21 protein-coding genes are annotated in these 22,702 nt (G+C 71.2%); 9 read left to right on the plus strand and 12 right to left on the minus strand.

Translation table 11 applies throughout. The features are described from left to right. The first annotated feature begins 9 nt into the window (after positions 1 to 9). The gene (tcuA, locus tag DMP23_RS18995) at positions 10 to 1,458 is read left to right on the plus strand and encodes an FAD-dependent tricarballylate dehydrogenase TcuA (protein ID WP_337821893.1); all 1,449 of its coding nucleotides are present in this window, start codon (positions 10 to 12) and stop codon (positions 1,456 to 1,458) included. On the opposite strand, the gene DMP23_RS19000 is transcribed toward tcuA, so the two are convergent. Further along, positions 1,446 to 2,801: an MmgE/PrpD family protein gene (locus DMP23_RS19000; RefSeq protein ID WP_337821894.1), complete on the minus strand. Its 1,356-nt coding sequence runs from the start codon at positions 2,799 to 2,801 to the stop codon at positions 1,446 to 1,448. The two genes, tcuA and DMP23_RS19000, sit on opposite strands and share 13 nt — an antisense overlap. A gap of 37 nt (positions 2,802 to 2,838) precedes the next feature. On the opposite strand from DMP23_RS19000, the gene DMP23_RS19005 reads away from it, so the two are divergent. After that, positions 2,839 to 3,453 carry an NIPSNAP family protein gene (locus tag DMP23_RS19005; RefSeq protein ID WP_337821895.1) on the plus strand — a complete coding sequence of 205 codons (615 nt, stop codon included), beginning with the start codon at positions 2,839 to 2,841 and terminating at the stop codon, positions 3,451 to 3,453. Between the two features lie 929 nt (positions 3,454 to 4,382). Here the strand turns inward: DMP23_RS19005 and DMP23_RS19010 are convergent. Further along, complete coding sequence (locus DMP23_RS19010) at positions 4,383 to 4,718, minus strand: hypothetical protein (protein WP_337821896.1); 336 nt, start codon at positions 4,716 to 4,718, stop codon at positions 4,383 to 4,385. A gap of 149 nt (positions 4,719 to 4,867) precedes the next feature. Further along, the gene (locus tag DMP23_RS19015) at positions 4,868 to 5,236 is read right to left on the minus strand and encodes a hypothetical protein (RefSeq protein WP_337821897.1); all 369 of its coding nucleotides are present in this window, start codon (positions 5,234 to 5,236) and stop codon (positions 4,868 to 4,870) included. 400 nt (positions 5,237 to 5,636) lie between these two features. Here DMP23_RS19015 and DMP23_RS19020 point away from each other — a divergent pair, with 400 nt between their 5' ends. After that, the gene (locus DMP23_RS19020) at positions 5,637 to 6,371 is read left to right on the plus strand and encodes an SAVMC3_10250 family protein (RefSeq protein WP_337821898.1); all 735 of its coding nucleotides are present in this window, start codon (positions 5,637 to 5,639) and stop codon (positions 6,369 to 6,371) included. A 220-nt stretch (positions 6,372 to 6,591) separates the two neighbouring features. Here DMP23_RS19020 and DMP23_RS19025 read toward each other — a convergent pair whose 3' ends face one another. Then, positions 6,592 to 7,338, minus strand: coding sequence for an APC family permease (locus DMP23_RS19025; protein ID WP_337821899.1), 747 nt, complete (start codon positions 7,336 to 7,338; stop codon positions 6,592 to 6,594). A 221-nt stretch (positions 7,339 to 7,559) separates the two neighbouring features. Here DMP23_RS19025 and DMP23_RS19030 point away from each other — a divergent pair, with 221 nt between their 5' ends. Both DMP23_RS19030 and DMP23_RS19035 read left to right on the plus strand, forming a co-directional pair. Beyond that, the gene (locus DMP23_RS19030) at positions 7,560 to 8,567 is read left to right on the plus strand and encodes an Acg family FMN-binding oxidoreductase (RefSeq protein ID WP_134661399.1); all 1,008 of its coding nucleotides are present in this window, start codon (positions 7,560 to 7,562) and stop codon (positions 8,565 to 8,567) included. A 14-nt stretch (positions 8,568 to 8,581) separates the two neighbouring features. After that, positions 8,582 to 8,815, plus strand: a complete 234-nt coding sequence (locus DMP23_RS19035) for an SHOCT domain-containing protein (RefSeq protein ID WP_134661400.1) — start codon at positions 8,582 to 8,584, stop codon at positions 8,813 to 8,815. Positions 8,816 to 9,369: 554 nt separating this feature from the next. Here the strand turns inward: DMP23_RS19035 and DMP23_RS19040 are convergent. Continuing rightward, a complete protein-coding gene (locus DMP23_RS19040; protein ID WP_337821900.1) occupies positions 9,370 to 9,969 on the minus strand; it encodes an Rv1733c family protein in 600 nt (199 codons plus the stop codon). A gap of 193 nt (positions 9,970 to 10,162) precedes the next feature. Between DMP23_RS19040 and DMP23_RS19045 the strand changes: the two genes are divergently transcribed. Then, the gene (locus tag DMP23_RS19045; RefSeq protein ID WP_337821901.1) at positions 10,163 to 10,570 is read left to right on the plus strand and encodes a CBS domain-containing protein; all 408 of its coding nucleotides are present in this window, start codon (positions 10,163 to 10,165) and stop codon (positions 10,568 to 10,570) included. A gap of 27 nt (positions 10,571 to 10,597) precedes the next feature. Here the strand turns inward: DMP23_RS19045 and DMP23_RS19050 are convergent, their stop codons facing one another. The 4 genes from DMP23_RS19050 to DMP23_RS19065 form a co-directional block, all read right to left on the minus strand. After that, the gene (locus tag DMP23_RS19050; RefSeq protein WP_337821902.1) at positions 10,598 to 11,584 is read right to left on the minus strand and encodes an Acg family FMN-binding oxidoreductase; all 987 of its coding nucleotides are present in this window, start codon (positions 11,582 to 11,584) and stop codon (positions 10,598 to 10,600) included. Positions 11,585 to 11,681: 97 nt separating this feature from the next. Beyond that, entirely contained in the window at positions 11,682 to 13,244 is a 1,563-nt protein-coding gene (locus tag DMP23_RS19055; RefSeq protein ID WP_337821903.1) for an ABC transporter permease, read from the minus strand. Further along, entirely contained in the window at positions 13,241 to 14,140 is a 900-nt protein-coding gene (locus DMP23_RS19060) for an ABC transporter ATP-binding protein (protein WP_337821904.1), read from the minus strand. The genes DMP23_RS19055 and DMP23_RS19060 overlap by 4 nt, the downstream gene beginning before the upstream one ends. Then, positions 14,137 to 15,216 carry an Acg family FMN-binding oxidoreductase gene (locus DMP23_RS19065; RefSeq protein ID WP_337821905.1) on the minus strand — a complete coding sequence of 360 codons (1,080 nt, stop codon included), beginning with the start codon at positions 15,214 to 15,216 and terminating at the stop codon, positions 14,137 to 14,139. Before DMP23_RS19065 ends, DMP23_RS19060 begins: the two co-directional genes overlap by 4 nt. Positions 15,217 to 15,322: 106 nt before the next feature. Here DMP23_RS19065 and DMP23_RS19070 point away from each other — a divergent pair, with 106 nt between their 5' ends. After that, positions 15,323 to 15,790: a universal stress protein gene (locus DMP23_RS19070; protein ID WP_238606326.1), complete on the plus strand. Its 468-nt coding sequence runs from the start codon at positions 15,323 to 15,325 to the stop codon at positions 15,788 to 15,790. Positions 15,791 to 15,802: 12 nt separating this feature from the next. On the opposite strand, the gene DMP23_RS19075 is transcribed toward DMP23_RS19070, so the two are convergent. Then, positions 15,803 to 17,524 carry a GAF domain-containing sensor histidine kinase gene (locus tag DMP23_RS19075; protein WP_337821906.1) on the minus strand — a complete coding sequence of 574 codons (1,722 nt, stop codon included), beginning with the start codon at positions 17,522 to 17,524 and terminating at the stop codon, positions 15,803 to 15,805. Positions 17,525 to 17,661: 137 nt separating this feature from the next. Between DMP23_RS19075 and DMP23_RS19080 the strand changes: the two genes are divergently transcribed. Next, entirely contained in the window at positions 17,662 to 18,642 is a 981-nt protein-coding gene (locus DMP23_RS19080; RefSeq protein ID WP_337821907.1) for an Acg family FMN-binding oxidoreductase, read from the plus strand. 21 nt (positions 18,643 to 18,663) lie between these two features. Here DMP23_RS19080 and DMP23_RS19085 read toward each other — a convergent pair whose 3' ends face one another. Both DMP23_RS19085 and DMP23_RS19090 read right to left on the minus strand, forming a co-directional pair. After that, the gene (locus DMP23_RS19085; protein WP_134734399.1) at positions 18,664 to 19,305 is read right to left on the minus strand and encodes a response regulator transcription factor; all 642 of its coding nucleotides are present in this window, start codon (positions 19,303 to 19,305) and stop codon (positions 18,664 to 18,666) included. A 92-nt stretch (positions 19,306 to 19,397) separates the two neighbouring features. After that, positions 19,398 to 21,113, minus strand: coding sequence for a GAF domain-containing protein (locus tag DMP23_RS19090; RefSeq protein WP_337821908.1), 1,716 nt, complete (start codon positions 21,111 to 21,113; stop codon positions 19,398 to 19,400). 187 nt (positions 21,114 to 21,300) lie between these two features. Here DMP23_RS19090 and DMP23_RS19095 point away from each other — a divergent pair, with 187 nt between their 5' ends. Continuing rightward, positions 21,301 to 22,698: a cytochrome ubiquinol oxidase subunit I gene (locus DMP23_RS19095; protein WP_337821909.1), complete on the plus strand. Its 1,398-nt coding sequence runs from the start codon at positions 21,301 to 21,303 to the stop codon at positions 22,696 to 22,698. Positions 22,699 to 22,702: the final 4 nt, after the last annotated feature.

Consider the following 22,702-nt stretch of genomic DNA (forward strand, 5'->3'; position numbering starts at 1 on the left):
GGAGGACCAGTGCCGAACATTGTCGTCGCCGGGGCGGGCCTGACGGGGCTCGCCGCCGCGATCTCCGCCCGCGAAGCCGGAGCGGACGTCGTCTTGCTGGAAAAGGGCAGCCGTGCCGACGTCGGCGGGAACGCCGCGTTTTCCGGCGGGCTGTTCCTGTTCTGCTACGCCGGCCCGGACGACCTCACCTCGATCACCCGGGACTTCGAACCCGGCATGCACGCCGAGGAAATCGTCGCGCCGCCCTACACTCGCGAGGCCTACGCAGCCGAGCTGACGGCGATGAGCGACGGCCAGGCCGACCCGAAACTGGTGACAGCGCTCGCGGAACGCTCGCTGGACACCGTGCGGTGGCTGTCCGCGAAAGGAGTGCGCTTCACCTTCAACCGGACAGTCGGCGCGCGCGTGCGGGACGGCGTGCTGCACATCCCGCCCGGGCAGATCCTGACCAGCACCGGCGAAGGGATGTCGCGCGGGTTCGAGGTGATCAAGCCGCTGTTGCGGTACGCCGAGCAGATCGGTGTCGAACTGCGCTGGTCCACCCCGCTCGTCGACGTTGTCCGCGAAGGCGAGCGGGTCACCGGCGCGCGGACCGCCGACGGCGTGCTTCCGGCGGACGCGGTGGTGATCGCCAGCGGCGGATTCCAGGCCAGTCGCGAGTCGCGGCTCCGGCATCTGGGCCCGCACTGGGAGAACGTGAAACTGCGCGGCACCCGCCAGGCGACCGGCGACGGGATCGCGGCGGCGTTGCGGGCCGGGGCCGGTCCGGCCGGGGTGTGGTCGAGCTGTCACTCCGCCGCCGTGGACCCGACCATGCCCGCGCCGGACCGCAGCGAGGCGTCGCCGCCGTTCCCGCTGCACGGGTTCTGGCTCGGGGTGCTCGTCAACCGGGACGGCGAGCGGTTCGTCGACGAGGGACCCGGCCCGTGGGTGAAGAACTATTCGAAGATGGGCAAGGCGATCATGGGCCAGCCCGGCCGCGAAGCGTACGAGATCTTCGACCAGCACACCGCGGCGCGCGTAGCGGACGAGTTCGCCGGGGCCGCGGTCCCGGTGACCGCGCCGACTCTGCCCGCGCTCGCCGAGCGCATCGGCGTGCCGGCCGGGGCGCTGGTCCGGACGGTAGCGGAATTCAACCGCGCCTGCCGGGAAGACGGGAGCACGGACGGCATCGCGCCGGCCAAATCGCACTGGGCCGTTCCGCTGGACCGGCCGCCGTTCGTCGCCTACCACGCGGTGGCCGGGCTGACGTTCACGTTCGGCGGCGTGCGAATCGACCCCGACGGACGCGCTTTGGCTTCCGACGGCGCGCCCGTGCCCGGGCTGTACGCGGCGGGCGAGGCCACCGGCGGCCTGTTCTACGGCGACTACCCCGGCGGTGCCGCACTGATGCGGGCGGCGGTGTTCGGCCGTTCGGCAGGCCGCACCGCGGTGACCGAGGCTCTTCAGCGCGGCTGAAGAGCCCGCAGCAGGCCGGACGCGGACGGCGTCCGGTCGAGCCGATCGACGCGCGCGAGGATCGCCTCGCTGCCAGCCCGGCCGTAAACCCGGTCCGCGGCCGCATGAAACCGCCGGACGATCTCGGCGGCGGTCATCGAAGGAAAGGTGTCCTGTTCGGCGACGAGCACTTGTCCGTCGTCGAGCAGGACCCGCACCCAGGACCCGTTGCGGGCCGGAAATCGCGCCGTCAGCCCGGGGTCCGCGACCAGCCGGGAGCGGGCAGCGAGCCGGTTCGCCTGGGGATCGGCCGGGTTTCGCCAGTTCCGGTCGAGAATTCCGCCGGACGCCAGCACCGACGCCACGCTGAACTGCACGCTCAGCTGCGCGGCCACGACATCGGAGATCGGCCCGCTGTTGTCGCAGCCGGGATACCGGACCGCCTGCTCGGCGAGCCCGATGCGGACGGATTCGACGCGAGCCGGATCGGGACGGTGCCGCCGCCCGATCTCCTCGGCGAGCTGGCAGGGCCCCTGCACGTAGATGCAGGCCGGCGCGGGCTTGTGCACGATGTCGCGGATCGCGAAGCCAGGTCCCCCGGCGAGCCGGTGCGCCCGGTCCCGGGCGCCGAAAGCGGCGAGCAGTCCCGCCTCGCCGTCGACCGCCCCGCCGGACGCGGTCAACCCGGCGGCCGCCAGCAAAGCCGACTCGACGCCGGTCCGCGCGGCCGTCGCTGAATGCAGCACATGCTCCTGCGTGGCGGCCCGCGCCCAGTGGTTGAGGCCGCACGCCGCGTTGGCCGCCATGCCGAGCGCCGCCCGCGTCGCGGCCTCGTCGAGCGCGAGCAGGTGGGCGCACGCGGCGGCAGCCGCGACGGGGCCGAGCACACCGGTGGGCCGGAACGTCGCGGCCACTTCGGACGTGATCATCGCCGAGCCGAGGCGGCACATCACCTCGTAACCGACCACCGCCGCGGACAGCACACGCCCGCCGGACACCTCGTGCTGCCCGGCCAAGGCCAGCAGCGCGGGGAACACCACCATGCCGGGATGCGACGAACTCTCGACGTGCGTGTCCGTCCGGCCGGTCGCCGCCGCGGGCACGCTGGTGAGGTACGCCGCCGTCGGGGCGGGCGCGCCGGCCGCGGCACCGAGGACGAGCGCGGCGCCAGCTCGCGGATTTCCCAGTGCGCGCAAGGCAATGCGGCTCTCGTCCGAAGGCACCAGAGCCGCGGACAGGAAGTCCGTCAGACACAGCTTGGCTTTGTCGAGGACGTCCGCCGGCACCAGTGCTGTGGTGGTTCCCACGCAGAAATCCGCCAGTTCTCCCGCAAGATCGTCGCCTATGGTTGGCAGTATAAGCATGCTTACGCTTGATACGCATGCTTATGGAGGTTCCGCGATGTTCTACGAACTGACCCATCTCGCGCTGAAGCTCTACACGGTGCCCCGAGCACTGCCCGCCCTGGAGGATTACGCCACGAACGCGGCGGCGCGCGGCAGGCTGCTCGGCTGCTGGGAGACCGAACACGGAGAGATCGTCGGCCGCGTGCTGCTGCTCCGGGAATTCGAGGACGCGGGCGCACTCGCCGAGGAACGCCGACGAATCCTCGCCAGCGCCAATCCGTTCGGGGTCGGCGAGCACCTGGATTCGTTCACCGTCAGCAGCTACGCGCCGTTCCCGTTCCTCCCGCCCGTGCAGACCGGGCGCTTCGGCGATGTCTACGAATTCCGCACCTACGAACTCAAAGTCGGCGGCCTGCCGCCGACCATGGCCGGCTGGGAGGCCGCGCTCCCCGAACGCACCAAGCTTTTTCCGCTCACCACCGCGATGTACGGACTGGACGGAACCCCGCGCATCACGCACATCTGGCCCTTCCCCAGCCTCGACGGACGCCTCGCCATCCGCCGCGAGTCCTACGAGCGGGAAATCTGGCCGCCGAAGAACGGTCCGGAGAACATCGCCCGGGCGACCTCGAGCATCGCCATCCCGACAGCTTTCTCACCGCTGCACTGAACGGTCGGCGCGCCGTTCGTCTTCTCGAGTGCTTCGGGCGGCCCGCTGAGCCTCGACGTCGACCAGCACCAGGAACACGCCGTCCGCCTGATCGAACGGAATTGCTCGCCCTTCTCGTGGTCGCCTATCTCTCGGAAGGTCCGCGAGTTCCCGAGAAAGAAGGAGGAGGCATTGCTGGGCATGACCGGGAAGAGGCGCTGAGCGCACGCGGCCCCAGCTCGACGTGCGGCGTGGAGACCAGCGTCGGCGACGACGTGGTGACTGTCCGCTGGAACGCTGAATGGCCCCCCGGATGCGTTCGAACCGGCAGTGCGGCGCGGTGCGGTGCAAGTCGCCGCGCCCGCGGATCAGCACTGCCACGCGAGCCTCTTCAGCCCGAACTCCGCAGAGAGCGGGACGCCTCCCGCGGTAGTCCAGGAGGACACGTTCTGGGCGAGAACGCGACCGATGACCTTCAGGTCCGCAGGGCGATGGAGAATCGCCTGAACCCGAGCCGGATTCCTGGACGAGCCGGGCCTCTCCCCGCACGGCCGCGTCGAGGAGGACCTGCTCGACCCCGCCGACAAGCGTTTGGCGCCAAGGACCAGGTCATCCACACCACGCGTTCGGCGTTCCTCGCCGAGGTGCTGACGGCGGTCAAGGACACGGCATTCCCGTTGCTCGCCGCCGGCATCGAGGCTGCTGGGCGATTGCCAACGACTCGGTGGCCGCTGCGAGAATGTGCAGCCGGTTCCGCACCTCCGCCCGGCGGCCCACGCCGGTGGCACCGGCTCTCGCGCGGGCACTGCCCGGCTTGATCGCGCTTGGGTGCGCACGAGGCCGCGGGGGCGCAAGGCGACCGCGCCGGCGCGCAGTTTTTTCGTGGAGCCCGCGGATCAGAGGGCGTCCAACTCGGGGTCGTCGCCGGTGCTGGCGACGACGTCGTTGAGCTAGCTGATCCGGTCGCCGGGAAGCGCCCGCCAGGTGCTGGCATTGCGGCGCGGTTTGGTGACGCGGGCGGCGGGGTTGTCGCGCTCGTCGACATGACCGTCGTTGACGAGGTGTTTGTAGAGACAACGCATAGCGGCAACGAAGTTCTCGGCAGCGTTGCGGCCACCACGGGAGTTGCGACGCACGACCGCGGCAGCTCGGGCTTGTTCGGCTTCTGCTTTGAGTTCGGTAGCGGCGATCGTATCCGTGCGCCGGTCGCCCCGGCTTTGTTCCAGCAGGACCCGTAAGAGCGGGCAGTGCTGGGCGAGACGAGCTTGGTCACGACGGGGATCCATTCGCCGATGGTGGGCGTCGGCCGCAGGTCCGGGCCACGAGTGTCGGCAGGCTCCTGACCGAGTAATTCGGCGGGGTCGACGCCGAGACAGTTGAGCAGCAGGCGTGCGGTGGCGAGGTCGTCGTTGGTCGCGGTCGCGAGGCAGCCTCCTCAGCGTCGGCAAGGGAGGCATGGAGCACGCAGCATGGATTGCACGGCGGCTTCGGGATGGACGACCAGCACGTCCTGAGACGGGCCAGCGACCAACAGCAGCCGACTGCCGAGAACGGTTCGGCAAGCGCGCCGCACCGCGGTAGGGAGGCCCACATAAGGCTTGCGAGGCATCACGAAGGCTCCGTCAGAACGTCGGCGGATCACCGCTGAGGTCTTGACCAGCGTGATCAGCAGTCGATCGCCCGGCCTCCACCCCAATGCCGCGACCGCCCCGAGGTCTTGCAGCCGGCCGCCCGCGTCGATGACCGCGATGGACAACCGCGGCCCGCCAGCGGCGGCGAGATCGCGCAGAACAGGGAGGCTCATCGACGGTACGAGGAAGGGACGCTCGACACTCACCCGGGGGCGGCCATCCGGCCCGGTGCGGCCAGCGAGGGAATGCGGGTCATGCCCCACTCCCCAGCTCGCACTGCCACGGGAGGGCACGTCCGCGACCAGCGTATCCACAGGGAGATGGAGCCGGACGCGAGAAAGACCCGCCGTAGCGGGCCTGTTACCCTGGGATTTGGGAGATCTCCCACGTATCTGTGTCCGAGGGGCGAGTTGATCGATAACCCCAACTTGCAATTTGCCACGGACCTGCAGCTTGACTGACTGGCCAGAAGCCCAACCGTGACGCGGGAGATTTCCCACGTCTACGTGTCCGGCAACTCGTTGATCGCGGTTCCGGGCGCCCGGCACGCCCCGCATCAGGCAAGATGTCCGCATGCGCGAACTGATCTACGTCTCTACGGCCAAGCTTCAGCAAATCTTGCCGGACTTGCCGAGGGGCACGAAGTTCAAGGATTTCGAAGGAGCACTCGAGGTCAAGGGTCCGGCGGGGATCGGCGTCAAGGGCGAAAAGAAGGCGGCGAAGGCTGCGGCACCGGCGCTCCAGCAGGCCGTGAACGTGCTAGAGCAGTCGTCCCGAGCACCGTCGTGGTTCGCAAGCCGGGACGTCCGCCCGGGCATGTGGGTGCACTTCGAGGCACCCCTGACATATCGCGTTCTGACGTGGCGCGACGTCACATCTCTCGTGTTCGTCGATGCCGACGTAGCCAGTCCGGAGTACCCGACAGGAGGCAGGCTGAGGCTCCTGCTGCACGGCTCGGCCCAGCATCTTCTCGGCGCCAGGCCAGGCACAGCTGACGAAGCGGAACTGCGTCTCCGCTCCTCGCTGTGGGCAGAGTTCGCTGACGTGCTGCGCGGTTCGCTGCTCGGCAGCCCTGACGACGATGCCGACACGAGACTCCCGGATCAAGTTGTCCAAAGGTACGCCGATCGCATCTGGGACAACGTTCAGGACCTGACTAAGTCCCTCCAGCCCAATTACACCTCGGCATGGTTGGCAGGGTACGCCCGCGTGACTGCCCTCATGCCGACCGTCGATGGCACGGTCTTGGCTGCGTCACCGCTCTACGTTGAACATATCGACTCACCGGAACCGGGCGCCTCGCACTGAACTCGGCGCCACAGGCCGCGCTACCCCTCCCGGGGCACCGCACGCGGGAAGCTGGGCACGATCCAGACCGTGGCGTCTCCGTCACGGCCTGCCAGCGATGCGGCATGTGGGCCCTGGCACGTAACGTAGCCGCCTTCATCGACGCCCGCCTCGTGGCGGATGGGACCAAGCGTGATCCGACCCGAGTGGACCAGGACGTATTCACGCGCGCCGACGCGGGCTACCAAACCCCGTGCTGCATCAGCGAACATCTGGTGGCTCTGCGGCTCGCCCAGTTCATCCTCGCACGGGCGGCCGGTGTCGTCGAGCAGTTCGCCATCGGCGTCATACTGGCGCGTGCCGGGGCTCTGGTGGCCGGGGTGCGGGTTCTGCTCCGCCACCAGCGAGCCACCCTGCCTCCCTGCCTGGGACGTCGTCGGGGCTCTCGCATGCGGAAGCAGCCGGATGCCGCCGCGCGCCGAGCAGCAGGCAGCACCACGGTGGTGTTCTGGAACCACGCCATCTGCCGCACGCCCGCGAGGTTGACCGCGGCCGGGATCCACAGCCCGGCCAGCGCGATGCCGAGGTCGACCCAGGTCGAGGGACGTTCGATGCCGAAGAGGGCTTCGACGTAGAGCACCCACGACGCGACGATCGCGGCGTTGCCTGCCCACGCGGAAACCCAGTAGCACCAGCCGACCAGATAGCCGGCGAAATCGCCGAACTCGCCGCGGGCGTAGGCGTACAGGCCGCCGTCGGAATTCTGCGTGCGTTTCGTCAACTGTCCGAAGAGGACAGCCAGCACCGCGGCGCCGACGGCGACCACGCCGAGCACCAGCAGCGAACTCGTTCCCGCGCCGGCCAGCACGGCAGGCATGGTGAACACGCCGGTGCCGATCACGCTGCCCGCCACCAATCCGGTCGCCGAGGTCAGGCCGAGTGTCCGGCTCCGTGACTCGGCCGGGTCTGTTTCGTGTGCTCTGGACATTTCGCTCCTGTCGCCGCGACGCCCCCATCGGGTTGTCATGCAACATCGCGAGCGACCGGCGACGGCAGAGGTCTTTCGGCCCGGGCGCGCCCGCGAAGGTCACCGCGGCGGACGACGACCGGCGAAAGTCCCTGCGCCCGGGGAATTCCGGCTCTGTCTCGGGTCCCGCCGCGACTGTCACCGTCGACGCATCACTGGACGAGACGACAAGGCAGGTCGCCATGGAACGCGGACTCCCCGACGACTACACCGTCACCACAGCGGTCGGGATGGCCGTCCGCGCGCCGTCGGTGCACAACTCCCAGCCGTGGCGATTCGCGGTCGGGCACCGGTCCCTGCACCTGTACGCCGATCCGTCGCGGCAGCTCGCCCAGACCGACCCGGACGGGCGGGACCTGATGATCAGCTGCGGGGCCGCGCTGCACCACGCCCGCGTCGCCTTCGCCGCGCTCGGCTGGAGCGCCGAAGTGCACCGGCTGCCCAACCCCGCGGAACCGGACCACCTGGCGTCCATTGAACTTCACCGCCACGAGCCGACTCTCGACGAGGTCGCGCTCGCCGCCGCGATTCCCCGCCGCCGCACCGACCGCCGACGGCACAGTTCGTGGCACGTGCCCCGCGGACATCTGGAGAGCATGGCCGAAGCGGTCGCGGATGAAGGCGTCGTACTGCGCGTCGCCGAAGACGCCGAGCGCTACTACCTGGCCACCGCGGTCGAGGAGGCGTCGCTGCGGCACCGCCGCGATCCCGCCTACCGGATCGAACTCGCCGCCTGGAGCGGACGGCACGTGTCCCCGGACGGCGTCCCGTCCCGCAACACCCCCATGCCCGACCTGACTCCCGGTGCGCTGCCCGGCCGCCAGTTCGCGGACCCGGAACTGCCCGAAGCCGCCGGAGCGGCCGGCGAGGACGACGAGACAGTGCTGCTCGTGCTGAGCACCGCGTCCGACGACCGGATGTCCCGGCTGCGCGCTGGGGAAGCGACAAGCGCCGCGCTGCTCACCGCGACCCGGTTCGGCCTCGCCACCTGCCCGCTGACCGAGCCGCTCGAACTGCCCGACGTGCGCCGCACGGTCGAGCAGAAGGTCACGTCCGGCGCCTTCCCGCAGATGGTCCTGCGCGTCGGCTGGGCTCCGGCCAACGCGGACCCGCTGCCCGCGACTCCGCGGCGCGAAATCGGCGACGTACTCCAGCCGCTCGAAGCCGCCGTCCGCCGCGACCGGCCCTAGCCGAGGAGCACCCGATGATGTACTGGCACTACGGAACCGCCGCCGAATGGGTCGGGCCGGTCGTGATGAGCATCGTGGCCGTCGCGCTGCTCGCCGCGATCGCCGTGGTCACCGCGCTTCTCGTCCGCCGCCCGTCCGGCTCCGTGCCGGACGCCGACCCTGCCACCGCGATTCTGCGGCAGCGGTTCGCCCGCGGCGAGATCGACCAGGACGAGTACGACCGCCGCCGCGAAGCTCTCCGGCACTGAGCGGAGACGCGAGGCCGAGCCACAGCGGTGCGCGCACGTCGCTGCGACCGCCGTCGAGCACGGCGTGACTGAACCTTTCGCCGCGCTCGACGAACTCGGGCTCGACACCGGCGGTACGTTCCGTGCGGCAGCGAAATCCTTCTCGCCGGACATCCGGACTTCCCACGCTTCAGCCGCTTCGCGACCGCCGGTCCGGAGCGGCTCACTTGCCCCGTCCCCCTGCCTCGCAGACCGAACGCGTGCTCGGCCACGGTTCTGGCGGGCGGATGTCCACTGATCGTCTGGCCGCCGTCGCCACCAGCGGACTCGGCGAGCTCGGGTTCACTCGCCGTGCACGGCACCGTCAACGATCTCGCGAAGCGCGGTGCCCGTCCGATCGCACTGACGCTCGTCTGCATCCCGGTCGCTTCCACGTGCGAACCGCGCTCTCCTCGCCGCGATGCGCGACCGCCCGGCCCGGAAGCGACGCACGGGTGCGGCTTTTCCGTTGACGGAGGAGCCGCACCCGTGCGTCGCCCGCGCTCTCGCAGTCTCGGCCTGCTGACCGGCCGTCCTCACGGATGGGTGCGCTTTTCCTGCTCGGCGTCCCATTCGCGCTGCCATTCGGCGAGCCGGTGCCGGTTCAGCGCGAACACCGTGCCGCCGTACACCAGAGCCAGCAGCAAGCACACCGACACCCACAGCCCCAGCGTCGCGCATACCGCGTCGACCAGCACTGCCGCGGCGGTCAGCGGCGGCGGAACCGGGTTTCCGGCTCGATCCACCCAGATCGTGACCTGGTCGCCGCGCCGCGCCCCCTCGTCGGCGGCCACTTTGCCGACCCGGCGCGAACCGTCGGGAGCCTGCCAGACCGCGTCCGTCGGCGCGGAGTTCGCGACGACGCCGCTGCGTCCGCTCACCGTCGTCGCCGGGCCGTCGGCCAGCAGCACGGCGGTCGCCTTGCTGCGCTGCGCGACTTGCTCGGCCGAGACGGGTTTCTGGGTCGCGTACAGCTCGGAACCCGCGGCCGCCGCGAACGGGACCGCGGCCAGCGCGACGAGAACCGCCACGAGGAGGAGACCGGACTGGAACCGGTCCGAGGGCCGGGCCACCGAACCGCGCCCGGGGACGAGCAGGTGCCACCACCGCACTACGCGGTCCGTTGACGCGTTCATCTCGCGCCCCTTCCGTAAGGATTGCCAGCCCCCAGAATCGCCGGGAAAACGTCCCGTCCGAAGAGGAATTCCGCCCGGACGCGCGGGCCGCCGGTCCCGCGCGGAAGGGCACTGTGACCGGGACCAAATGCCCTTGGCGCGCCGAGGTTTCGGGGTGATCGTCGACGCAGGAGCGCGACGAACGGAGACTCCCATGCACGCGCGCGACATCATGACCACGCCGGTAATCGCGGTGACCGCCTCGGTCCCGTTGCCCGAGGCTGCCCGGCTGATGGCCCGGCACGGGTTCACCGCCCTGCCGGTCGTCGACAGCCGCGGCCGGCTGATGGGCCTGCTGACCGAGGAGGACGTGATCCGCGCGGGGATCCCCGGCGAGGCGGACCCGGATGCCGGCGCGATGCTCAGCGGACACCGCACGGCCGGTGCGGTCATGCGGGCCCCGGCTCTGTGCGCGGCGGCCGACCTGGATTGCGGCGAGCTGGCCCGCCGCATGAGCGAGACCGGGATCCGTTCGCTGCCCGTGCTGGACGACGGGGTGCTCGTCGGCATGGTGACGTTCCAGGACGTGCTTCGGGTGCTTCCCGGCGCTGGGGCGTCCTGAACGGATCGGATTATCCCAGCGCATCAGTCACGACGCCGGGACCTCCGGCACGCTCCGCACCGTCGTCACCTCCGCGGCTGGGCGGCGCGCTGTCATCCGGGTGGGGAGCCCGTACCCGATGCGCAGCAGCGTGTGCACCTGTCCGAGACCGCGGAAGGCCGCCAGCAGCTGCGCCCGCGTGGACCGCGCTTCGAACGGCTGCGACAGGAACGACGTCGCGAGCCCCTCCGCGGTCGCGGTCAGCAGGACGCGTTCCATGACCATCCCGGCGCGGACCTCGGCCGCCGCGCCCTGGTCGCGGGTGATCACCGCGGCCAGCACCGGGTCCTGCTCGAACTGCCGCGGCGGGATCGACCGGTTCTCGTGCGACGAGCGCAGCGACACCACGCCGGGAACGTCGGCGGGCGGGCCGAACGCGGCGGTGGGCACGCCGTCCGGGGAATCCGCTTCGCGGCCGGTCCATTTCTCTGCCTCTGCCCGGAACTCCGCGTCCGTGGCCTGTTCGGTCTCCGCGCGCCGGACGAGGGCGGACACCTGCGCGTACCGGCCCGAAGCGTCCAGGAACTCGAGCTGGCCGCCCTCGCCCAGCGCGGCCGAGCGCAGCAGCGCCCGTGCCGCCACCGGCACCGCCCGGTCGGACAGCGGACGCCGGTTGGTGTGCCGCCGGAAGACCGCTTCGGCGAGCTTGCGGTCCACAGTGGACGGACGGACGTTCCCCTCGATCTGCACGATCGCCAGCAGGTCGCGGTCGGCCGCGTCCGGGACGATCCGCACCCGGCTGCGCACGCCGTTGACCCGCAAGGCGAGCGTCAGGTTGCACAGCGCCGCGCCGCAGGCGAGCCGCGCCTCGCGGCCGGCCGGGTCGGCGATCGGAAGGACGCGGTCCCGGTCCAGCCTTACCTCGATCCGGGGCCCGTCGACGACGAACCGCCACGGCTGCGTGTTCTGCGGGGACGGCGCGCGCACGGCAGCCGCGAGCGCTTGGTCGACAGCAAGGGGCAGGAACGTGTACATCGCGGTCTCCGGGTTCGCGGGGCAGTGAAACCAGCGTCGCTTCCGGCGGCGCGGCGAGGTAGCGGAGCCGGTCCCGAATCCGAGGGACCAACGGCCCTCACGCGGTCAGGTCGCGGCGGCCGAAGGCAGCGAATCCGGCCCCGCCGAGCAGCGCCGCGACCGCGGTGAGCCACAGCAGCGGCCCGATGTCGACGATTCCGCCCGGGACGTGCGGAAGGTGCGCGAACGGCGACATCCCCAGCACCCAGCCGGGCGCGTGGAACAACGGACCGCACTCGCCCAGGACCAGGAACACCGCCAGCGCCGCCCAGGACAGCCAGCCCGCCCGGGGGAAGACTCCGAAGACCGCGAGCGCGACCCCGGTGAGGACCCAGACTCCGGGCAGTTGGACGACGGCCGCTCCGATCAGGCGCGACCCGCCGCCGGTGAGGCCCGCGGTGACGGCGGCGGCGAGCAAAGGCGCCGCCGTGGCCGCGACGGCGACCGACACCGCACCGCCGGCCAGTCGCGCCCGGGCGACCGGGCCGGCCAGCACCGCGGCCGCCCGGCCGCTCGACTCCTCGGCCCGCAACCGTCCGACGAGGACGATCGCGAGCGCCGAAACAAGCACGCCGGACACCCCGAACTCGGCGGCCAGGAACGCATCGGTCAGCGCCTGCTCCCCGCCGAGCGCAGCGATCAGCTGTCTGGCCTGTGCGGTGGCGAAGAAAGTGCCCAGTGAACCGGAAAGATTGCCGACGACCAGTCCCAGCACGGCGAACGCGAGCGTCCAGTACCCCACGGCCCCGCGGTCGAGCCGCCAGGCCAGCCCCGCCGGACCGGACAACAGGCGTCCGGCCCGCGTCGCACCGGGACGCACGGCGAGCAGGCCGGCGCCGAGATCCCGGTGCCGGGAAACGGCGAACGCCGCCGACCCCAGCAGCAGGGCCGCTCCGAGCGGAAGCGCCAGCACCCACCACCGGTCGCCCGCGAACGGCCGCAGCAGGCTGACCCACCCCACCGGGGAAAGCCACGACAGCCACCGCGGACCGGTCGCGTCCCCCACCGCACGCAGCAGGTACGCCACAAAGAGCGCGAGCACAGCGATTTCCGACGCGGCCCGGCCGCTCCGTGCGACCTGCGCCGCGAGCGCGGCCAGCGCCCCGAAAACGAGCCCCGTCCCCGCCCAGCCGAGCCCGAAGGCCAGCGAGCCGCCAAGCGGAAGCCCCGCCGCGACGAGTCCCGCCGCCGCGCCCGCGCCAAGCCCGAGCGCCGTCGCTGCCAGCAGTGCGCCGGCCGCCGCGAGTCCCGCGTGCCGGCCGGTCGCCGCACCGCGCACCAGCTCCCAGTGGCCGGATTCCTCCTCGGCCCGGGTGTGCCGGACGACCGTGAGCGCCGTCAGGAGTGCGACGAGCGCGGCGCCGAAGGCGGTCAGCTTGAAGACGGCGGCCGCGCCCGCGGTCGGCTCGGCGACCGGGCCGTACAGAGCGACCAGCGCGGGCACGGCGTTGATGCTCGCCACCGCCGCGCGACGCGCCTCGTCAGTGGGATACACATCTGCGGTCGCTGCCGCCGCGGCGGCCGTCATCGCAGCAGACACCAGAATCCACACCGGGAGCCGCACCCGGTCCCGGCGAAGGGCGAGCCGGATCAACGCGCCGGCTCCCGCCACGGAGTTCACGCGGACACCGTTTCCGGTTCGCGGTAGTGCCGCAGGAACAGCTCTTCCAGCGTCGGCGGGCGGCTCTCGATGCTGCGTACCTCGCGCCTGCCCAGTTCCGCCAGCACTTCGCTCAACGCGGCGTTGTCCACGCTCAGCCGCACCAAGCCGTCGTCGGCGGCGAGATCGTGCACCCCGACGAGCCGGGCGAGCCCGTCCGCGGGCCCGGACATCCGCACGGTCAGCGAGGTCCGGGTCAGGTGGCGCAACTGGCCGAGGCTCCCGGTGTCGACGACCTTTCCGGCGCGCAGGATGCTCACCCGGTCGCACAGCGCCTCGGCCTCGGCGAGGACATGGCTGGACAGCAGGACGGTCCGGCCGCGCGAGCGCTCCTCGCGCACGCATTGCCGGAACTGCTCGGCCATCAGCGGGTCCAGACCAGTCGTCGGCTCGTCCAGCACCAGCAGTTCGGCGTCGGCGGCGAGAGCCGCGATCACAGCGATCTTCTGCCGGTTGCCCTTCGAGTACGCGCGCACCCGGACTGCCGGGTCCAGCTCGAACAGCTCCAGATAGCGCGTCCGGCGCACGGGATCCGTGCCGCCGCGCAACCGGCCGAGGAAGTCGATCGTCTCGCCGCCGGTGAGGTTCGGCCACAGCGCGACTTCTCCGGGGACGTAGGCCAGCCGCCGGTGCAGGGCCACCGCGTCCCGCCACGGGTCGCCGCCGAACAGCCGCATCCGGCCCGCGTCGGCCCGCACCAGTCCGAGCAGCAGCCGCAAGGCGGTCGTCTTCCCCGCCCCGTTCGGGCCGAGAAAACCGTGCACCTCCCCCGTTTCGACGCTGAGGTCCAGTCCGGACAGCGCTTGCGTGCGGCCGAAAGCCTTGTACAGTCCGGATATTTCGATGACGGTGTTCATTCCATTCCTCCGGGAACGTCATGGCAAAGCAGGTCTCCCAGCGGCAGCCGGGGCGACGGCGGAGCCGCCGAAACCGGGTTTCCGCAGCGGAAGATCGCCTGCGGCAGTCCGGGAAGGCCGAGTCGATCGGCCAGGTGTTCCCGGAAGCCGGTCAGGTGCAGCGGCTGGGTGAGGACCGACCCGGCCAAGCCGTGCACGGTCGCCTCCAGCCACATCCGCTGGAGCGCGACGCCCGCGGCGAGGTGTGCCCGCCGCGTGTCGTCGCCGGTGCAGATCACCACGAGCGTCTCCGCCGCGAGCCGTTCGGCCAGCCGGACATCGTCGGGCACCGGAGTCGTCCGGCGGACGAGACCCGCCGCGGGCAACGGCGCGTCGCCGAGGGCCGCCTCCGGAACTCCGTCGACGGCACCCAGCGCGCGGGGGCCGAAGGTGTGCGCGGTCCAGGCGTCCAGTTCTCGTTGATAGGCCGTGTCGGCGCGGAACACGCGGGTGGCGAAGCCGAGCATCTCCGCGAGCGCCTCGCCATGCGGCGGTGTAACGGCGTGCACTGCCGGGTCGTCGGCCGCGTCGAGGATTTCTGCCAGATCTGCCGCGCGCACGGGTTCCGGCGCGAACTCGCGGCGATAGCTCCGGCGGCGGCCGATCGCGTGGTAGCGCGCCAGGTTCGCGAGAGCCGGGGGGTCGCCGGGTCTGGTGTGGACTGTCGCGACCATGTCTGCGTCTGCGGGGAACGAGGTGGTGATTTCGCGACTGAGTGCCTGCGCGGCCAATTGCAGGTTCGCGAGCGCGGCTCCGCACGAGAGCAGCCGGTCGCGGCCCTCGGGATCGTGCCACGGCAACACGACGTCGGCGCGCTCGACGAGGTCGACGTCGGCGCCGCGGACACGCAACTGCCAGGGCTGGCTGTTGTGCACCGACGGGGCCCGGCTGACCGCCTGGACGAGCGCGGCCGTTTCGGAGGGGGCGAGGTCTGCGGTCGCCGAGGTCTTCATGGTCACTCCCGGAGCCGGGATCCGTTGTCCCGGCCCGTTCATGCTGACCGCGCTCCGTTGCCCGGTGCTGGGGCCGAAAGTCATCGCGCGGACCGCAGACGTCCTCCCGCGCAGCGATGACCTCCGGCCCTGTCCCGGCGCGCGTTCCCTGCCGCACGATCGGCTTCAGCCCAGAGAAAGGGGCAGGACCATGAACACTCCCGGCCGTCTCATCGTCGTCGGCGTCGACGGTTCGCCGCACGGCGACGCCGCGCTGCGCTGGACCCTTCAGGTCGCCGCGCACCCCGGCGACCGCGTGCACGCCATCGTGGTGCGCCCCTCGGAAGCCTTGCTTCCCGGTACGTCGCTGGCTTTCCAGCCGCACGGCCGTCAGCCGGCCGGCCAACCCCTGCCGTACCAGCGCATCGCGGCCATCCGGCGGGAATTCCCGAACGCCCCGGAGGTCTCGGTCGCCACGCCGCACGGCGACCCGGCGACGGAACTGGTGACCGCGTCCGCGGAAGCGGACCTGCTGGTGGTCGGTGCACACGGGACCGGCCTGGCGCGGGAACTGCTGCTGGGCAGCGTTTCCCGCGACTGCGTCCGGTATTCGCGGTGCCCGGTCGTGGTGATCACGCCGCAAGCGGCGCGGCGGTTGATTCCCGCTGCGACGGGATGAGAACGCGCGGGCTCAGCGCAGCGGAGCCGACCAGTCCAGCCGCACCCCGCCGCCGGGATGCGATTCGAGAGTGAAGGCACCGCCCATCGACTCCGCTCGCTCCCGCAGGTTTCCCAGCCCGCTCGGCGAAACGTCCTCCGGGAGTCCCTTCCCGTCATCGGTGACCGTCACTCGCACCGCGTCGTCCCGCGCCGACACCGAAACAGTCAATGTGTCCGCGCCTGCGTGCCGGACCGCGTTGCTGACCGCTTCCCGCACCACCGCTTCCACGTGCTCGGCCAGCTGGGCGGGCACCGCGTCGAGCGGGCCTGCCATACTGACCGCCGGGTGCAGCGGCGCGTCGTCGGTCAGTTCCGCGATCGCGTCGTGCAACCGGTTCCGCAGCCGCGTCTCCCCTGCCGCGCCGCCGTGCAGGTCGAAAATCGCCGTCCGGATCTCGCGCACGATCTCGTGCATCTGGTCGATGCTCTCCTGCAACCGCCGCTGCAGCTCCGGCGCTTTCGTCCGCCGCTGCGTGCTCTGCATCGCCAGCCCCACCGCGAACAACCGCTGAATCACATGGTCGTGCAGATCCCGGGCGATCCGGTCCCGATCCGACAGCACGTCGCGCTCCCGCGCCGCCCGCTGCTGCGCCGCCAGTTGCAACGCCAGCGCGGCCTGGTCCGCGAACGACGCGAGCACCGGCAGCTGCGCCGTCTCGAACAGCGCCGAACCCGGCTCCCGCAACGCGATCAACACCCCCGACGTGTGGTCGCCCGCCCGCAACGGCACCACCAGCGCGGGACCGCGGCCGCGGTCGGGCAGCAGCGCCAGCTCCGCCATCCGGCGCGGAGTACGGTCCCGGAACACCGCCCCCGGCACCGTCCCCTCGACCGACATCCGCAATCCCATGAGATCGGTGGCGTCACCGCCCGCGCACACGGTCACGGTCAGTTCCGCGGGATCGGTGTCCCGCTCCTCGTCGACATCGAGCCGGCCCGTGCCCGGCAACGCGAGCATCGTGACGTCCGAACCGGTCAGCTCCAGCGCACGGCCCGCGATCAGCTCCAGCGCGTCCACCGGATCCGTCCCGCCCAGCAGTTCCGTGGTCACCTCGCTGGTCGCGCCGAGCCACCGCTGCCGCAACCGCGTCTGCTCGTACAGGTGCGCGTTCTCGATCGCGATCCCCGCCGCCGCGGCCAGCGCCTGCACGATCACCTCGTCGTCGTCGGTGAACTCCGCCCCGTCTTTCTTCTCGGTGAGATAGAGATTCCCGAAGACTTCCTCGCGGACCCGCACCGGAACCCCGAGGAACGAGTGCATCGGCGGATGATTCGCCGGGAACCCCACCGACGCCGGATGCGCCGAAATCTCCGTCAGCCGCAACGGCTTCGCATCGTCGATCACCAACCCCAGCAGACCGTGCCCCTCCGGAAGATGCCCGATCCGCTCCCGCGTCTCCGCGTCGATGCCCAGGTACACGAACTCGGCCAGCGCGCCGTCGTCGCCCAGCACGCCCAGCGCGCCGTAACGAGCCTCGCCGAGCTCCACCGCGGCCTGCACGATCCGACGCAGCGTCGCGTCCAGCTCCAGTCCCGACGCAACCGCCAGCACCGCCTCGAGCAAGCCGTCCATTTTGTCCCGGGTGCCGATCAACAGCTCGATCCGCTCCTGCAGATCGCGCAACGTCTCCCGCAGCCGCAGCTGCGACAAGGTTCGGGACAGCCTCAGGCCGCCCTCTCCTGCTTCCGGCATCAGACTCGCTTTCGCTGCTCGGTGCGCCCTCAGAGAGATGACTTTCTCCCCTGTGCGCTCCCCGCCCAGCGAACGCATGCTGGAGGGGAACAACCAGGTACGACACAGTGTGCCGCGTTTCGCGGTGTGGGAGAACGATGACCCTCAATGTGGCCCCCGCGGGCCAGCTCAGCGCCGATCAAGTGACCTCGGTGCTGCGTTCCGCGACTTTGGCGCCGTCCACGCACAACACCCAGCCCTGGCTGTTCAGCAGCGGCCCGGCGGGCATCGAGGTGCACGCCGACCTCGACCGCGCCCTGCCCGTCGCCGATCCCGACCGGCGGGAGCTGCTGCTCTCGTGCGGAGCCGCGCTGTTCAACCTGCGCACCGCGATCCACGCAGCCGGCTTCCACCCGGCCACGACGCTGCTGCCCCGGCGCAGCGATCCCGACCTGCTGGCAGTCGTGCGTCCGCGTGCGGCCGCCACCGTCGACCCGAGGCTGGCCGCTCTTGCCAAAGCCATCCCTCGCAGGCACACCAACCGCACGCCGTTCACCCCCAAACCCGTTCCGGGCGGGACGCTGGGCGCCCTGCGGCACGCGGCCGAGATCGAGCACGCGTGGATGCCGCAGCTCGACGAGGGCCAGCTCGCCGGGCTCAAGGAATTGGTCCGCGAAAGCCACCGCATCCAGCTGAACGACCCGGCGTTCCTCGCCGAATGGCAGCGCTGGACCGGACGCGGCCGGGAGAACCGGGACGGCGTCCCCTTCGCCGCCGGCGGCGAAACCGCCGCGGACGACGCCTGGGTCCTGCGTGATTTCGGCGACGGCACCCGCGCTCCGGGAGCGACGCCGACCGTCGTCGTGATCGGCACCTTCGCCGACGAGCCGATCGACCGGCTCCGCGCCGGACAGGCCATGCAGCGGGTGCTGCTGACTGCCACTGCCGACGGGATCGACGCCTCGTTCATCTCCCAGCCGGTCGAAGTGCCCGCGATCCGCGCCCGCCTCCGCGACCTGCTCGGCGGCGGACTCTGGCCGCAGATCGTGCTCCGCCTCGGCTACGGCACCCCAGTCGCCTGGACGCCGCGCCGAGCGCTGGAAGACGTCCTGTTCGACCCGCCCCCGCTCAGCGCCTGACCCGCGTCGCCGGGCCACGGTTCACCTGCGCTCGCTCCGCAGCTCCGTGGCCAGCACCGCGGCCTGCGTGCGCCGCTCCATGCCGAGCTTCGTCAGCAACCGCGAGACATAGTTCTTCACCGTCTTCTCGGCCAGGAACATCCGCTCGGAGATCTGACGGTTCGTCAAGCCTTCGCCGATCAGCTCCAGCAGCGTGCGCTCCTGTTCGGACAGCTGCGCCAGCGGGCCCCGCTTTTTCTCCGCGCTGTCGCGCAGCTTCGCCATCAACGCGGCTGCGGCGTGCGCGTCCAGCAACGACTTCCCCGCCCCGACGTCCAGCACCGCCGACACGAGGTCGAGACCCTTGATGTCCTTGATCACGAAGCCGCTCGCGCCAGCCATGACGGCGTCCAGCATCGCCTGTTCGTCGGTATAGGACGTGAGCATGAGGCATTTCAGCTCGGGCAGGCGGGACCGCAGCTCGCGGGCCAGCTCGATGCCGTTGCCGTCGGGCAGCCGCACGTCCAGCACCGCGACCTCCGGCCGCAGCGCCGGGATCCGGGCCAGGGCCTGCGAAACGTTGCCCGCCTGGCCGACCACAGTGATCCGGTCGTCCTCGTCCAGCAGGTCGGCGACCCCGCGCCGGACCACCTCGTGATCGTCCACCAGGAAAACGCGCAACATCCGTTCTTCTCCTGCCTCGGGCGCGGCGGTGTGCCGCGCGGCCGGAAACGAGCCTACGACCGGGAGTCCTTCAGCGGCGGTGCCGAAAGTCCTCAATCCCCGGCCGAAGACCCTTCCGGTCTCGGAACCGACCAGACCAGCCGGGACCCGCCGGCCGCGGTGAGCGTCCCGCCCCGGCGGTTCGCCTGCTCCGCGAGCGCGGCCAGCTCCGCCGCGGCCGGACCGGCGAGATCGCCGCTGCCCTCGTACCGGACGGTCACCGTCGTCCGTGCCGGTTCCGCCTGGATCCCGACCTCCACCGACTGGGCCGACGCGTGCCGGGCGACCAGCCGCAGCGCTTCGTCGAGGAACGGCACGACCGCGTCGGACCGGACCTCGTCGAGCTTCCCGGCCAGCTGCGTGGACACCGGGAACCCCAGCGCCTCCCCGGCTTCGGCCAGCACCCGCAGGACCTGGTCGCGAACCGGCTCCGGCGATCGCGGCGGGCCGTCGCCCGGCTGGAAGACCGTGCTGTGCGCCTGCGCGATGATGTCGTCGAGCTCGGCGACCGTCTCTCGCAGCCGGGTGGCCACGACCGGCGAGCGCGCGAGCCCGGCTGTGGTCTGCAACGACAATCCGGTGGAGTACAGCCGCTGCAGGATTTCGCGCTGCAGCCCGGCCGCGATCCGGTCGCGCTCGTCGTGCAGCGCGGCGGCCTCGCGTTCCGCGCGGGCCTGCGCCAGTTCGACCGCCACCGCCGCCTGGTCGGCGAACCACGCCGCCATCTCCAGCTCGTCCTCGCCGAACGCCGCGCGGCTGGTCAACCGTGCGGCAGCGAGCACCGCGGGCGGCTGGTCGCCACCGACGAACGGGACCAGCAGCACCGCGTCGAGGTTCAGGTCCGCTGTGGAGGGCGTCAGCCCCTGCGCTGCCTCGTCCGGCCACGTGCCCAGCTTCGGTTCGCCGCTCGCGAGCACCGCACCGACCACAGCGGACTCCGCGGTCAGTTCCCCTCCGGCCAGTTCGCCCGCGCCGGAACCGGCCGCGTACCCGATCCGCGCGCGTCCTCCCTCTTCGGCCGGGCGGAACACGGCGACGAGGTCGGCGGACGCGAGTTCCCGCAGGTAGTCGACCACGCGCTCCAGCGGATCCGCTGTCTCCGCCGCCAGCAGCTCCCTGGTCAGGGCGGCGGACGCGCGCAGCCATTCCTGCTGGTTACGCGCGGTCTCGTACAGCCGCGCGTTCTCGATCGCGCTGCCAGCCGCCGCGGCGAGCGCGAGAGCCAGCTGCTCGTCCTCGGCGCTGAACGGACCGCGTTCCCCGTCGGCGAAATACAAATTGCCGAAGACCGAGCCCCGCGCCTGGATCGGCACGCCCAGGAAGCTGGTCATCGGCGGATGCCCGGCGGGGAACCCGGACGAGCGGGGATCGTCCTGCAGCCGGGTCAACCGGATCGGCCGCGGGTCCTCGATCACCGCGCCGAGCAGGCCCTTGCCTTCGGGCAGCCCGCCGATCCGCTCGACCGCGTCCGGGTCCATCCCGGTGTGCACGAACTCGGTCAGCCGTCCGTCCGGGCCGATCACGCCCAGCGCCGCGTACCGCGCCCCGACGAGTTCCCTGGCCGCCTCCACGATGCGCCGCAGCAGCGAGGGCAGCGCGAGCCCGGTCGTGATGGTCTGTGTCGCGCGCAGCAGGCCCCGGAGCCGGCCTTGGGCGCCCATGACTTCCTGGGCTCGCTCGACCAGCTGGGCCAGCAGCTGGTCCAGCTCCATCCTCGGCTGGTCGGGGAAGGTCAGCCCGGCCCGCTCCGGTGCGTTCCGCTCGCTCACCGCTGCTCCCTGCCGGTCGGATGTGCGCGCCCTTGCACCACAGGGAGTTTCCCGCGTCGTGGAAACACCGTCAAGCGCCGCCGAAGTGCCCTGCGACCGCCCGGAAGATGACCAAGGACCCTCTCTCCGCCGCCCCCGCGCACCGGATGCTCACGACGACCTTTCCCTCAGCGAGCAGGAGATCCGCATGAACGCCCTGGACCTGGCGCGGTGGCAGTTCGGGATCACGACCGTCTACCACTTCCTCTTCGTCCCGCTCACCATCGGCTTGTCCTTCCTCGTCGCGGGCATGCAGACCGCGTGGGTCCGCACCGGCGACGACCGCTGGCGCCGGATGACCAAGTTCTGGGGCAAGCTGTTTCTGATCAACTTCGCCATGGGAGTGGCGACCGGCATCGTGCAGGAGTTCCAGTTCGGCATGAACTGGTCGGACTACAGCAGCTTCGTGGGCGACATTTTCGGTGCCCCGCTGGCGATCGAGGGGCTGTTGGCGTTCTTCCTGGAATCGACATTCCTCGGCCTGTGGATTTTCGGCTGGGACCGGCTGCCGAAAAAGCTGCACCTGGCCACGATCTGGCTCGCCTCGATCGGGACCGTGCTGTCGGCCTACTTCATCCTCGCCGCGAACTCGTGGATGCAGCATCCGGTCGGCTCCGAGGTGAACCCGGCGACCGGGCGCGCGGAGCTGAAGGACTTCGGCGCGGTGCTGACCAACTCGACCGCGCTGGGCGCCTTCGCGCACACGATCACCGCCTGCTTCCTCACCGGCGGCATGTTCGTCGTCGGCATCAGCACGTGGCAGCTCCGGAAGAAGCGCGACGCCGACGTCTTCCGGCCGTCGATGAAGCTCGCCCTCGTCACCGTGCTCGTCGCGAGCCTCGGCGTGATCGTCACCGGCGACCTGCAGGCCCGGCTGATGACTCAGCAGCAGCCGATGAAAATGGCCGCCGCCGAAGCGCTCTACGACACCGTCTCCCCCGCGTCGTTCTCGCTGTTCACCATCGGCTCGCTCGACGGTTCGCAGGAGAAGTTCAGCATCCGCGTCCCGGGCGTGCTGTCCTTCATGGCGACCGGGCGGTTCGACGGGCAGGTCGAGGGCATCAACAATCTCCAGGCCGCCGAACAGCAGAAGTACGGCCCCGGCGACTACCGGCCCGACATCCCGGTGACCTACTGGACCTTCCGGCTGATGATCGGCTTCGGGTTCCTGTGCCTGCTGCTGTCGGCCGCCGGGCTGTGGCTGTTCCGCCGCGGCCGGAGCCCCCGCGCCCGCTGGTTCCTTCCCGCCGCGACCGTCGCGCTGTCGTTTCCCTTCCTGGCCAACAGCGTCGGGTGGATCTTCACCGAAATGGGCCGCCAGCCGTGGTCGGTGTTCGGCGTGCTCACCACCGCAGATTCGGTCTCTCCCACAGTCTCGGCCGGCAACGTGCTCACCTCGCTGATCGTCTTCACCGTCCTTTACGCAGTGCTCGCAGTCGTCGACGGCGTGCTGATGGTCCGCTACGCCAAAGCCGGGCCGCCGCCGCCCGAGGCCGCGGACGCCCCCGAATCCGACGAGCCGCGCCCCGCGGCCTTCGCCTACTGAACCC

This window comes from Amycolatopsis sp. A1MSW2902 (genome assembly GCF_017312175.1).
Classification (GTDB): domain Bacteria; phylum Actinomycetota; class Actinomycetes; order Mycobacteriales; family Pseudonocardiaceae; genus Amycolatopsis; species Amycolatopsis nivea.